Annotated in this window: 9 protein-coding genes and 1 tRNA gene; 6 read left to right on the top strand and 4 right to left on the bottom strand. The window is 36.4% G+C overall.

Going from position 1 to position 14,034, the window contains the following annotated elements:
* Positions 1 to 3 precede the first annotated feature (3 nt).
* The 3 genes from recJ to H3T57_RS08445 all read left to right on the top strand — a co-directional run bounded on the left by recJ (position 4) and on the right by H3T57_RS08445 (position 2,971).
* Positions 4 to 1,809, top strand: coding sequence for a single-stranded-DNA-specific exonuclease RecJ (recJ, locus tag H3T57_RS08455; RefSeq protein WP_198194053.1), 1,806 nt, complete (start codon positions 4 to 6; stop codon positions 1,807 to 1,809).
* 55 nt (positions 1,810 to 1,864) lie between these two features.
* Positions 1,865 to 1,940: transfer RNA gene (locus tag H3T57_RS08450), tRNA-Glu, on the top strand.
* Between the two features lie 140 nt (positions 1,941 to 2,080).
* Positions 2,081 to 2,971 carry a glycosyltransferase gene (locus H3T57_RS08445; protein WP_198194051.1) on the top strand — a complete coding sequence of 297 codons (891 nt, stop codon included), beginning with the start codon at positions 2,081 to 2,083 and terminating at the stop codon, positions 2,969 to 2,971.
* Positions 2,972 to 3,074: 103 nt separating this feature from the next.
* On the opposite strand, the gene ilvD is transcribed toward H3T57_RS08445, so the two are convergent.
* Entirely contained in the window at positions 3,075 to 4,910 is a 1,836-nt protein-coding gene (gene ilvD, locus H3T57_RS08440) for a dihydroxy-acid dehydratase (protein WP_198194049.1), read from the bottom strand.
* A gap of 271 nt (positions 4,911 to 5,181) precedes the next feature.
* On the opposite strand from ilvD, the gene H3T57_RS08435 reads away from it, so the two are divergent.
* Positions 5,182 to 5,718 carry a D-glycero-beta-D-manno-heptose 1,7-bisphosphate 7-phosphatase gene (locus H3T57_RS08435; protein ID WP_198194047.1) on the top strand — a complete coding sequence of 179 codons (537 nt, stop codon included), beginning with the start codon at positions 5,182 to 5,184 and terminating at the stop codon, positions 5,716 to 5,718.
* 290 nt (positions 5,719 to 6,008) lie between these two features.
* Complete coding sequence (locus H3T57_RS08430; RefSeq protein ID WP_232349820.1) at positions 6,009 to 8,315, top strand: nitric-oxide reductase large subunit; 2,307 nt, start codon at positions 6,009 to 6,011, stop codon at positions 8,313 to 8,315.
* Positions 8,316 to 8,383: 68 nt separating this feature from the next.
* Here H3T57_RS08430 and H3T57_RS08425 read toward each other — a convergent pair whose 3' ends face one another.
* From H3T57_RS08425 to H3T57_RS08415, 3 genes are all read right to left on the bottom strand, one after another.
* Entirely contained in the window at positions 8,384 to 9,820 is a 1,437-nt protein-coding gene (locus H3T57_RS08425; RefSeq protein ID WP_230882814.1) for an FAD-binding oxidoreductase, read from the bottom strand.
* Positions 9,821 to 9,836: 16 nt separating this feature from the next.
* Positions 9,837 to 11,213, bottom strand: coding sequence for an APC family permease (locus tag H3T57_RS08420; RefSeq protein WP_198194045.1), 1,377 nt, complete (start codon positions 11,211 to 11,213; stop codon positions 9,837 to 9,839).
* A gap of 666 nt (positions 11,214 to 11,879) precedes the next feature.
* Positions 11,880 to 13,097 (bottom strand): MFS transporter, encoded by a 1,218-nt coding sequence (locus H3T57_RS08415; RefSeq protein ID WP_198194043.1) that lies wholly within the window; start codon positions 13,095 to 13,097, stop codon positions 11,880 to 11,882.
* Positions 13,098 to 13,189: 92 nt separating this feature from the next.
* Between H3T57_RS08415 and H3T57_RS08410 the strand changes: the two genes are divergently transcribed.
* A complete protein-coding gene (locus H3T57_RS08410; RefSeq protein WP_122122914.1) occupies positions 13,190 to 13,858 on the top strand; it encodes a GntR family transcriptional regulator in 669 nt (222 codons plus the stop codon).
* Positions 13,859 to 14,034 lie beyond the last annotated feature (176 nt).

Genomic DNA, 14,034 nt, shown 5'->3' with positions numbered 1-14,034 from the left:
TCCATGTCGGAAACCTCTTCTCTAGTCCTTAATGTCAGTCAAAGTCTTTCAGGACGCCAATGGGTATGGCGTCATTCTTCTCTGGACCAGCATTTTCTGGATCGTCAGGCACAAGCGATTGCTCAGAAAGCTTCCCTTTTCGAGGTTGTTGGTCGCATGATGGCATTAAGAGGGGTATCCGCGGAAAATTTGCCTTTTTTTTTATCCCCAACCCTTAAAGCATTGCTCCCCAATCCCTCTTGTTTAAAAGATATGGACAAAGCGGCAGCACGTATTGCCGATGCCATAATTAACCATGAGAAAATTGCCATATTTGGCGATTATGATGTAGATGGTGGCTGTGCCACAGCCCTGTTTAGCGATTTTTTTTCCATGCTGGGAAATCAAGCCATTTCATACATTCCAGATCGCTTCAAGGAAGGTTATGGTCCAAATGTGCAAGCGCTGGAACAGCTTATTCAACAAGGGGCAACCCTTATCATCTGTGTCGATTGTGGAACCGCAGCTCATTCCGTTTTTGATCAGATTAATCAGGAAAAAACAGACCTTATCGTTTTTGACCACCATAAATCAGAGAACGTTCCCAATATTTATGCAACCGTCAATCCTAATCGTTTAGACTGCACATCCAGACTAGGCAATCTTTGTGCCGGTGGAGTAAGTTTTATTGCATCCATTGCAATTACCCGAAATCTGCGGGAAAAAAATTATTTTCAAACCAACCCTGAACCTAATCTTTTTAAATTAATGGATCTCGTCGCTTTATCGACAATTTGTGACGTTATGCCTTTGACAGGCTTAAATAGAGCCTTTGTCACGCAAGGCTTAAAAATCCTAGCAAAACGTGAACGTATAGGGTTGGCTGCCTTATTGGATGTTGCTGGAATTACGCAAGTACCCAACGCCTTTAGTTGCGGATTCGCATTAGGTCCGAGAATTAATGCTGGTGGACGTATTTCCGAAGCAAGTCTTGGATTACAGCTATTAACGAACTCTAACCCCTTTGATGCAAGACTGATTGCCGAGCGTCTGGATACCATCAATAAACAACGGCAGAATATTGAAAAAGATGTATTGGATCAGGCCACTGAACAAGCAATGGAACAATATAGACAAGGTAATGCCGTCATTATGCTTAGCAATCCAAAATGGCATTCCGGTATCGTTGGCATTGTTGCAGGCCGCATCAAGGAACAAATCAACCGTCCAATTTTAATCGGGACAGAACTACAGGATGGCACCGTCAAAGGCTCTGGCCGGTCTGTTCCTGGCCTAGATTTGGGAGCCGCTATTATCGCAGCAAAACAGGCTGATTTATTAATCCAGGGAGGAGGTCATACAATGGCAGCCGGTTATTGCTATCATAAAGACAAAGGCCAGAAATTACACGATTTTCTTAATCATTATTTAAACCAGGCCACTCATTATCCGACTGTCGCAGATTTAGAAATTGAAACCGTCATCACTCCAGCAGGAGCCTCAGTTGAACTGGCCAAACAGATTGAAAATCTGGCTCCCTTTGGAAATGGAAATGAAGAACCCCTCATTGTCCTGTCTTATGTACACATTATCCGTACGGACAGGATAGGCAAAGATGGGAATACCTTACGGTTAATCATTCAGGGAGAAAAAAGACAATCCTTAAAAGCCCTTCTCTTCCGTGCAGATCAGAATCCGATAACTGTATTCTTAGAAGATTCTCAAAACCGGCGACCTGTTCATTTGGCAGGATGGTTACGTAACAATCAATGGAATGGAAAAGAAAATACAACTTTTTTTATAAAAGATGCAAGTTTTATAAAAAATTAATATTTTTTACTTGACCAAGAGATCACACCCATGTATTAAAACCTTCATTGCCTCTGTCCCGTTCGTCTAGAGGCCTAGGACATCGCCCTTTCACGGCGGCAACACGGGTTCGACTCCCGTACGGGACGCCAATAATTTATTGCATAAATTATTTGCATCGAATATTATTCATATCTAGTCTGAAGTTAAATAACCATTTGTTATTTTAACTTATTCTATTGTTTTATGCTATATAAAGAAATATGTATTCTTTTAAATGGCTCTCCCATAAATGAAATGTGCTGCTCTCATTGTAACTTACAATCGGCTGAATAAATTACAATTATGTTTACGCGCAACCTTTGCCCTTAAATTTGATACAATAATAGTCATTGACAATGCATCCACAGATGGTACAGAACAATGGCTATCCTCTCTAAAAGAATCCCGCCTACAAATCTTGCGCATGAAAAATAATATTGGGGGTGCGGGTGGATTTAAATACGGTGCCCAATATATTGCGTCTTTAGACATAGACTGGATTTTTTTCTTTGATGATGATGCCTATCCAGCTGAGAATTTGCTTGATAATTTTATCCAGTTCAAAAAAGACAATTATCAAATTTTTTGCTGCAGGGTATTAACCCCTGATTATAAAATATGTTCCATGAACATACCCTTTAAAAAAATACCTTCAACTTTACTGGCCACAATACATTATAAAATAAACCCAAAACAGTTTTTACCACAGTCTGATGCAATCTGTGAAGTACAAACCTTTTCGTTTGTAGGAACCATTATTCATAAAAACATTTTAAAAAAATACGCCCATATCATAATAGATGATCTGTTTATTTATTTTGACGATTTGGCTTTTTCATATTACTTGTCACAAAAAAATAATAAAATTCTGTATGTTCCAGATTTTATTTTTGTACATGATGTTATTTTACATTCCCAAATTTTTTCAAATAAGAAATTATATTATCTTGTACGTAACCTGATCATTACCCATAAAATTTACAGGAACAAACCTTTTTTTACTTTGCCTTCAACTTTATGCAGAATTATGACATGTTTCCTTTTATGCATGATTCAAAAAAATAGAGTCCAATCCTTAAGATATTTATTTAATGGAATAAAAGATGGATTTAATTATAAAGTTAAAAATATTCTTATTTAAATAAAATCCTATATTGCATTTTCAAAACACATTTTTTTACGAAATAATACGCTTTCAATAAAATATTGAAACAATTATCCCACTAAAAGCGTAGTTATTTTAATCAATCAAATAATTTTCTATTTCTAACCGCCCCCTTGTCCGCACTGGTTGCCATCATCGCATAGGATTTCAAGGCCATACTAACTTTACGTGCTCTTGCCTTGACAGGTTTCCAGCCCTTTTGATCCTGTTCATTTCGGCGCTGTTTCAGGATCTCATCCGATACCTGCAAATGAATGGAGCGATTAGGAATATCAATCTTAATTGTATCCCCGTCTTTAACCAAGCCAATTGTTCCTTTGTCGGCAGCCTCTGGAGATACATGACCAATTGATAAACCGGATGTTCCACCTGAAAAGCGTCCATCTGTCAATAACGCACAAAGTTTCCCAAGATTTTTTGATTTCAAATAACTGGTTGGATAAAGCATTTCCTGCATTCCCGGACCTCCCTTAGGTCCTTCATAACGAATGACAACAATATCCCCAGGTTCAATTTGGTCTGATAAAATGCTTTCAACTGCGCTATCCTGGCTTTCAAAAACACGTGCCTTGCCTTCAAATACCAAAATTGATTGATCAACACCGGCTGTTTTTACAACACACCCATCTTCGGCTAAATTACCATACAAAACAGCCAGCCCACCATCTTTGGAATATGCATGTTCAATATCACGGATACAGCCGCCAACACGATCCTGATCCAACGTTTTCCAACGCTGATTTTGACTGAAGGCCTGTTGAGAAGGAATACCACCGGGAGCGGCTTTAAAAAAATCCAAAACAGATTTTTCATGTGTTGAAATAATATCCCAATGAAGAATAGCATCCTTTAAACTATCTGAATGGACTGTAATTGTATTTAGATGCAATAAATTTGCTTTAGCCAGTTCACCCAGAATTCCGTAAACACCTCCGGCCCGATGCACATCCTCAATATGATAGAGCTGAGTATTCGGGGCCACTTTACATAATTGTGGTATTTTACGAGATAGACGGTCAATATCCTGTAATGTAAAAGGAACTTCCCCTTCTTGTGCTATAGCCAAAAGATGTAAAATCGTATTCGTTGACCCCCCCATAGCAATATCCAGGGCCATCGCATTTTCAAAGGCCTCTTTCGTTGCAATGGAACGCGGCAATATTTTATCATTACCATCCCTATAATAAGAATTACAAAGTTCAACAATTCTTTTGCCCGCCCTTCTGAATAAAAACTGGCGATCTTTATGCGTAGCCAACAAAGTGCCATTACCAGGAAAGGAAAAACCCAAAACTTCGGTTAGACAATTCATGGAATTGGCCGTAAACATACCAGAACAGGAACCACAGGTTGGACAGGCGTTTCGTTCATATTCCGTTACCTGACTATCTTGAACATTATCATCACCGGCGGCAATCATCGCATCAATCAGATCCAGTTTATGATTAGCCAGATGACTTTTACCCGCTTCCATTGGACCACCGGACACAAAAACAACAGGGATGTTCAAACGCATTGCAGCCATTAGCATCCCAGGAGTGATCTTATCACAATTCGAAATACAAACCATTGCATCTGCACAATGCGCATTCACCATATATTCAACTGAATCAGCAATAATCTCTCGACTTGGTAAGGAATATAGCATTCCATCATGCCCCATCGCAATTCCGTCATCAATCGCAATTGTGTTAAATTCTTTTGCCACGCCACCGGCATTTTCAATTTCTTTTGCAACCATCTGGCCCAAATCCTTTAAATGAACATGGCCGGGAACAAATTGGGTAAAAGAATTAACCACAGCAATAATTGGTTTATGAAAATCATCATCTTTCATTCCAGTTGCACGCCATAAAGCACGTGCACCAGCCATATTACGACCATGAGTAGAAATGTATGAACGATATTGAGGCATCCGTTAACCCTTGCATGAAAAAATTAAAATAAATTGTGATTAAAATTAATTCCTATTGAATTAGTTCACTATTCTGTAAAAGCAATTTTATACATGATTTTTTTAATAAATTATTATTATATCTTACAATCAACCGCTTTCTTTATTTGAAATCATCATAAATCTTTAAACGTGATAAGAAAACTTTTAAATTGATTTCTGTTTCATAACCGGTCAAAACGAATTAATTATTTTATTTAACAATCGTCAATGAAATAGAAAATATTCTCGAATGTCCCGTTTTTTATCAAAATTTATAAAACCCGCAATCTTTTTTGACCGGGATGGTGTTATCAATATCGATACGAACTATCCTTATCGTCTGGAAGATTTAATTTTGGTTGAAGGGGTTGAAGAAGCTATTTGTCAAGCCAAGAAACTCGGTTTCCTTACCGTCGTAGTAACCAATCAATCCGGGGTTGCACGCGGTTTTTTCACAGAACGGGATGTCCAGAACTTTCATCACTATATTCAAGAAAAACTAAAAAAATATAATACCGCTATTGATGCCTTTTATTATTGTCCCTACCATCCAGAAGCCAAGATTAAAAAGTATCGACAGGATCACCCTGATCGTAAACCGCATCCAGGAATGATTGAACATGCAATTCATGATTTATTCATTGATCGTCAGCATTCTTTTTTGATTGGTGATAAATCGACTGATTTACAGGCTGCAGAAAATGCAAATATTACAGGATATCTTTTTAAAGAGAAAAATCTTGCATCTTTTTTGAATAAAATAATTAAAAAACAATTAAAATATTAATTTAAGTTCATTATAAATTCTTTTTTATAATTGAAAATCAATTTTCTATATATATTAACATTATTACTAATCAATTAATATCTTTTAACTTTTTTTCAATTACAATCAAACTTATTCGTCATTTTTATTATTAATTCGTAAAAATTAAAAAGATGTAATTAAAATACATCTTTATTGCCTTTTCATATTAAACGTTATATAAGATGTATTTGAAATAAATCTTTTACTTAAATATTAAGAATCCTTTTATTTCAAATAAATATATTTAAAAATACTGAATCGATAAGTCTATGAAAAGTAATTATCAAGATGGTGTTATCAGTAATCTAACATCAGAAATACTTACAAAGCTTAACAGGAACCCTGTTAACAGAAAATTGAAATGGCTACTTTTAATTTCAGCCTTTCTATGTTTTTTATTTATGGGATGGGCAACATTATTCACCTATCAGCAAAGCCCACCTATTCCAGTTCAATTCATTTCATCACAAGATCAGGTTTTATTCACAGACAAAGATGTTTTTCTTGGAAAACAGGGTTTTCAAAAAGCCGATCTGATTGATTACGGTGGATTATACGGTATGGGATCCATGTTTGGACCCGATTATACTGCCAAAACTCTCGTGGATCTTGCCAAAGCAATTCGAGAATATCTAGCCCAAGAAAAATTTCATCAGTCTTTTCATTTATTAACTTCAGATCAACAATTCCTTATTCAAAGGAAAATGCAAATAATGTTACATAACGTTGATCTTACACAGAAATCTTTACGTTTTCCTGCTGCGTTTAGTCAGGCAATCGTCGATGTCAGAAAAAATTTATCTCAAGAATTAGTACAGGATAATTTCAAGGCCGGTTACTCGCGGGCTCATGCATTAAATCAGGCGGATGCCAAAAGCACTTCTGAATTTATTATCTATACAGCCCTCACATCCGTAGGCCATCGCCCCAACAGCACCATATCCTGGACACAAAATTGGCCTTATGAACCCATTGCAGGAAACCAACCTACCAGCCAAACCTTTACCTGGACATGGGCTGGGTTCTGTTTTGCCTTTGCAGGCTTTGGTGCCGTGATCACGATCAATCGTATCTGGCTATCTGGTGAAGATAGGGAGGCGATGGACCAGGTTATCGACGGATTTAAGAATCTGACCCCAAGCCAGAAAAAAATCGGTAAATATTTTTTATTTGTTGCCGCTATTTTCCTCGTCCAGCTTCTAATGGGTGGATTAATGGCCCATTATTATTCTGAACGGACAAGTTTTTACGGATTTGAAATAGGAAAATATTTACCTTTTAATTTTCTACGAAGTATTCATTTGCAAACCCCGATTGTATGGATTGCATTTTCCTGGATTGGTTCAGCTCTGTTTTTAGGGCCAATTATCAGTGGAAAAGAAGCAAAATATCAGAATATACTTGTTGATCTTTTATTTTATGCATCAGTGATAGTTATTGCGGATATTGTCATTGGCAACTATCTGGGCATCATGGGTTACCTGCCTCATTTATGGTTTTGGTTCGGCAACCAGGGCAATTCCTATCTGGAATTAGGCAGAGGTTGGCAATATGCTTTTTTTGCCGCTCTTTTGTTTTGGAGTTATTTAGTATTCCGCTCCTTCTGGCCCGATAAACGTCACTGGCAAAGAGCCTTTAAATCATTCCGTATAGGAAATATACGTCTTGAACATTTATTCTGGTTATCGACCCTAAATATTGCTGTATTGTACATTTTTGGCATGATACCCATGTTTGAAATAGGCAAGTCCTATACCATGGACGATTTCTGGAGATGGTGGGTCGTTCATCTTTGGGTTGAGGAATCCTTTGAATTCTTCACGGCATGTGTTACCGCCTATCTTTTGATGGGGACAGGATTGATTTCCCGTTGTTTTGCTGAGCGAACAGTTTATTTTGAACTTATCCTGATCTTTCTTGGTGGGGTCATTGGCACAGGTCACCATATGTATTGGGCCGGTGAACCATCCATTTGGATCCCCATGGGAAGCATGTTCTCATTTATCGAGGTTTTACCCCTAATTCTATTGGTTATCGAATCTATTGACGAATATAAAATCATTACAGCCCATCAGACTTTCCAGTATAAATTGGGATATATGTATATTATCGCTGCTGCAGTATGGAATTTTATCGGTGCGGGTGTCTTTGGTGGAGGTGTATTGAATGCACCACTTGTTAATTATTATGAACATGGGACATTTTTAACCTTGAATCATGCCCACACCTCTCTTTTTGGAGCCTTTGGTCTTTTGGGACTGGGAATGATTTATTTCTGTTTAAGATATATTGCTAGTGACAAATATCCATTTATAGAAAAATGGGGATATATTGCCTTATTCCTCTATAATATCACACTTGTCCTATGGACTACATTAACCTTTTTCCCTGTCGGCTGGCCCCAACTCAACGCTGTTTACGAACACGGATTAACTTACGCCAGAAGCTTAAGCTTTTATGATACCAAAACATTTTGGCAATGGTTACGTATAATCGGGGATATTTTCTTTTCTATAGGCGCTTTAATTATGTGCTGGGATTTTATCGTGAAACTCAAACCTATTTTTAAAAAATAACATTTCTATTTCTTTTATAAAAAGCTCGTCAAAATTCAATAAATAAATAATAATGACGAGCAATTTTATCAGAAAGAAATCATTTTACCGGGTGTAATTTTATTTCCAAGTCCCAACAGCGACTTGGCTAAAGGAATTGCAACAGGTGCAAGTTGTCTCCCCATTAAAATTGAACGGTGCTCGATAGAGGCCAGCATTTCAAAATCATCATTTAATTTTAGGAAATCATCTCGTATCGCTTTGCCTATACGGACCGTTTGGGCAATCCCATGACCACTCCATCCGTGAACCGCATAAATAGGCGCTTTTTCTCCTAATTTACGACAATCTACCGCCCCATTTAGGGTTAAATCAGTTGTTCCACTCCACGCTAATTCTAAATGAATATCATCACGTTGAGGAAAAATGGTCTTAATTCGTGACATTAAATAATCAACAACTTTATCAGAATTCCATCGCATTCCTGTTCCTTGCCCTCCAAATAAGATACGCTCTTTACGAACCGGGCGATAATAATCTATTTGTAGCTGCGTATCATAAACAGCCATTTGTGTCGGAAGTAATGTTTTACTCCCCCCCTCAACCGGATTGGTAACACCAACATAAGTATAAAAAGGAATGGTTGAATTAACATCTGATAATAATTGAAAGGTCGTATGGTGAACGGCTAATACCACGCCTTTTTTAGCAAGAATTTTACCCTGTGCCGTTTCAATAGATACCCCTTCTGATACAGTTTCTATTTTTAGAACTTCACTATCCTCATAAACATGCCCACCATTTTTAACAAAACCATAAATCAAACCACGCGTTAAACCTAAAGAATGAATTTGCCCTCCAATCTTATCCAAAGCACCACCATAATAAAGTTCTGAATTGATATGATCACGAATTTCATAAGGCCCTAAAATGCGAACACTATCATCACCTAAATATCGACGTGCATCTGCCCCAACCGTCAAAGCATTAATATGACCAGGATGAATCGCCGCGGTTAAATGCCCACGACGCATATCCAAATCCAAGGCATAATGTTCTGTTATTTCTTGAATAAGATCAAACGATTCAATGGATGTAAATTTCCACAAACGACAAGCTTCGTCATAATCGAAATTCTCAATAATAGATTCTGCTTCCCATCGTGCCAATCCAGGCGTCAATTGTCCGCCATTTCTTCCCGAAGCAGCTGACCCCACCTTATTTTTTTCAAGAAGGATTGTTTCAACCCCAGATTCTGACAAATGTAAAGCCGTAGAAGCCCCAAGCAATCCGCCACCAACCACTACCATATCACATTCACAATCATGTTCTAAGGCTGGAAATGTTTTCCATGGGGATAAAGTCGCCTCATAATAATTGGCGGGTCTAGCTAATACATCCTCATCTTGTACTTGTCGCGAATCAACCCAATTCCATTCTTCCTGTTTAGGACCTTCATCCGTTTTTCTAAAGGTAACATCTTCTGTTAAAATAGGTTTTTCAAGTTTTTGTTCTGTATTCATCATTCTCATCCGACCACACTTATAATGTTGATTTAGCTACATGAATATCTGTTCCAGACGTTAACGACAAATCATGCCTTTTAAATAAAGGCCGTTTACGAACTTTACAGTATAAAATATAGGTTATTCCTAAAGCGGTCCAAAAGCCTCCCAATAAAAGTGCGTCTTCTTTTAAATTAGACCACATCACAATTACTGAGAACATTCCCAAAGAAGGACAGATAATATTTTTTAAAATTTGTTTAAGCGTTGAAAACTCTTTTTTATAACATACAAACCATATAAACACAGAAATATTAACCGCACTAAAAGCGACCATTGCACCAAAACTAATTAATGAGACGGCTGTATCTAACCGAAAGAAAATAGCATTTAAAGAAAGAATTCCCACCAACAGCACACAAACAATAGGAGAGCGATAGTGAGGATGAATATATTGCAATTTTTTCCATGGAATAACCCCATCAATCCCCATAATATAAATTAAGCGTGCTGCACTGGCATGCGATGCCAGAGCCGAAGCGAAAGTATTAATCAAGATAGCTAATAAAAAAATCGATTGAAACAATTTCCCCCCCACGTACAAAACAATTTCAGGCATTGCCTCAATAGGATCTTTGAAAGGGCTATTATTCGGATAGTAAAGCTGGATAAACCATGCCGATACAAAAAAGATAATACCACCCGTTAAAACCGTAGCAATAATCGCCCGCGGTATATTTTTTCTGGCATCAAAAGTTTCATTTGCAAGCGTGGTTACAGCATCAAATCCCAAAAAAGAAAAACATAAAATAGCAGCACCACTTACCAAGGGAATAAAAGAATTGTCCCCATTCATCAAAGGTTTTAACGTCATTACGTGCGATACATCATATTTAAAGACCAAAGCATGAATAACCAAATAGATGAAATAAACCATCAAAATTAAAGGAATACCAACGAACAAGGCATTAAGATTGGCAAGAAATTTAATATTTCGACAATTAATAAACGTAACTAATGCCGTATAAAGAATGATTAACATCCACGCGGGAATATCAGGGAATAAAGCTTTGAGATAAATTCCTGAAAGTAAACTATTAATCATTGGCAATAAGAGATAATCAAGCAGGGTTCCCCACCCGACAATAAAACCACTAATTTTACCGCAAACTTGATTGGTATAACTATAAGCAGAGCCTGATTTAGGAAAAATAACAGCGAGTCGACTGTAACTAAAAGCAGTCAACATGATGGCACCCAATGCCAATAAATAAGCCATAGGAACACGACCATTCGTTACACCTGATACGATACCAAATGTGTCAAAAACAGTCATGGGAGTCATGTAAGCTATCCCGATGATAATAACTCGCCAAAGAGATAACTGAGCTTGGTGCGGTGCTAACTCATTCATATGCCTGCCTTTATTATCTAAATAAATTTTACAAACAATTTTGAGAACATTATTTATAAAATTTATAGTAACAAAACATTTTTATTAAGAAACTATTTTTTTTATTAAGAAAATATTTTTTACAAATTAATATCACATATCATTGTTATCAACAGATTTACTTTGCCTTATGCAAAGGATACTGTTAATGAGACATATTTTTGAATTAATCAACCTTTTATTTGCAAAAAAAACAGATATAGGATCAAAACCCGAATTTCATTTATAAGAATGTTTTTTGCAAAGGAATCAAAAGTAACAGAAGATTTTCTGAATAAAAATACAACTTACTATCTAGACCCATGAAAGAAAAATATTTTAATTTAATTTATCGGGAAGACGTATCAGTAGTATTATGAAAGCTGACTTAGTAATTCATCATTATATATAACAGAACCAAGTTTTTGAAAAAAAATTATCTGTCAGAAAATTATGTGTTTGCAGAATCACTATTGAAACAAGCAACTTTTAAAACAGTTAATTTATAATCCAGTGCCGTAATCTGTCCGGCGACTGAAAAAGATATAAAATTATTTAACATAAAATCTTGAAAATCCATAAATAGAAAAGCTGTTTTTTCTTTATTCTTTTTAAATAAACCATTAAATTAGCCTTTTTAATATAATATTAATATTTATAATCCAATATTTTTAGCGCAAACCAATTGCCTATGGCACCAATCAGCATTAGAACACTTGTTGCGAGAAATACGAAATACATACCCATATAACCACTGACAAACCCGCCAACCAATGGACCGATAACCTGACCAATATATTGTACGGAAATAATATAACCCAATACAGTTCCCACTAAATGATTTGGAACTTGATGTCGAATGATTGTTATAATGCAGGGCATTAAACCACCAAGGGCCAATCCCATAAAAAAACGTAATACGATAAGTTGCCAGACTGACGTGACATAGGCTTGGGGAACAAGTAATATCCCGGCAATAATTAAGGTCCAGATAATAATCCATGCATGACCTATTTTATCCGCTAAATGACCAAGCCATGAAGCAGACAAGATACTCCCAAAAGCACCAGCCGACATAATCAAACCTGCAAAGAAAGTTATTCTGGATTGCTCAACAGCCAGTTGATGAACATATAAGGTTATAATTGGTTCGATAGACATATTGGCAATCATTAGTAACATACCCGTAACCAGCATTATGAAAATCAATCTTTTATTGGGAATATCGAACCAATTTCCTTTAACGGTTTTTTCATGAATAACCAACTTTGAAGATTCTCGAATAAAAACCAATGTAACAAGAAACGTAATGAAAATTAAACATCCTGCCCCTATGAACGTAATACGGATTCCTATTAAAGATGGCAATATCCCCCCAATCAGGGGACCAATCAGATTTCCTGCCATGATACCGGATGAAAGCAGTCCAAGTGCCCAAGCAGAACGATCCTTGGGAGTTTGGGCAGCAATCATGATTGTTGCACCTGAAGAATATCCTCCAGCAAAACCCGCAAGCAATCGTAATCCAACCAATTGCCAAATATTTGTCGCACATCCCATCAATGCCATTGTCACGGCCATACCTAGACTTGCCCTAAGAAGCATTGGTTTACGACCATAACGATCCCCCAGATATCCCCAGAATGGCGCAATCATTCCTGCTATAAAAAATGTTGCGCTATAGGCTATTCCTGACCATTGAGCTATACTTGCATGATCTTTGACTCCCAACTGCTGAACATAGATCGGTAAAAAAGGCAACATTAATGTCATTGCAAGAAAGGTTGTAAATGATCCAAATAAACAAACAAAAAGATTGCGAACCCAATATGGCTCATCTTGATCTGTTTCAATTGTTGAGGACATGATAAATCCACCATAAAATTGTCTTTGATTGGTATACCAAATTGGTATACCAAAATGATCCTATCATATAATCAATAATAAGAAACAAATTTATGAACAAAACCCTTACTCAAGCTCAGCATGCTGAAATAAAATTAAGAAATCTTATTCTGAATATGGAAATAGCACCGGGTGAACGTATAACAGAACGTGATATTGTAGGGTTCATTGGGATTTCTAGAACCTCCATTCGAACCGCATTATTTAAACTTGCTAGTGAGGGACTGGTTATTCACAAAAAATCCGGTTGGATTGTATCCCCGATTAATCTAGAAGAAATTTCTCAAGTGTGCATTTATCGTAAAATACTTGAGGTTGCCGCTATTCAAGAAACAACACAAATAGTTATAGATAAAAATATTTCAAAAGTTGAAAATCTACTGAATTCAATTTCACCAACCTCAACTCATGAACAGCTTGATCAAATTGGCCATGATTTTCACATATGGATTGCAAAACTGTCAGAAAATGAATTTATTATTCAAGGCACTGAAAATGCAATGATGAGATTAAGACGAGCCCGCTGGCTTGAAAACAAATATGATCACACGGGATGGGATGAACATCGTCAAATAGTGATTGCCTTAAAAAAGGGAAAAATACAAAAAACGATATCACTTATTGAAAACCATATCTCAAGAACACGTCAAAGCTTACTAAGTACACTTCAAAAAAAACAGCTAAGTCTTAGGGCTCAAGGCGCCTTTTTAACATCTAAGTAAACATCTTTTACAAATAATAGAATTAATTCAACCTAATTTCTTTAAATATTAAAGTGAGAATATAAGAATATTTCTTAAAAAAGAATTGTTCTACAGAAAATGATACTAAATAATTTTTTTTTAATTTTTAATAAACAAAATATTTTTGATATAAAAACAGAAAAAATACAGAACTA

It is taken from the genome of Commensalibacter sp. W6292M3, from assembly GCF_016101315.1.
GTDB lineage: Bacteria > Pseudomonadota > Alphaproteobacteria > Acetobacterales > Acetobacteraceae > Commensalibacter > Commensalibacter melissae.
This window is presented reverse-complemented; position numbering and strand designations above follow the sequence as displayed.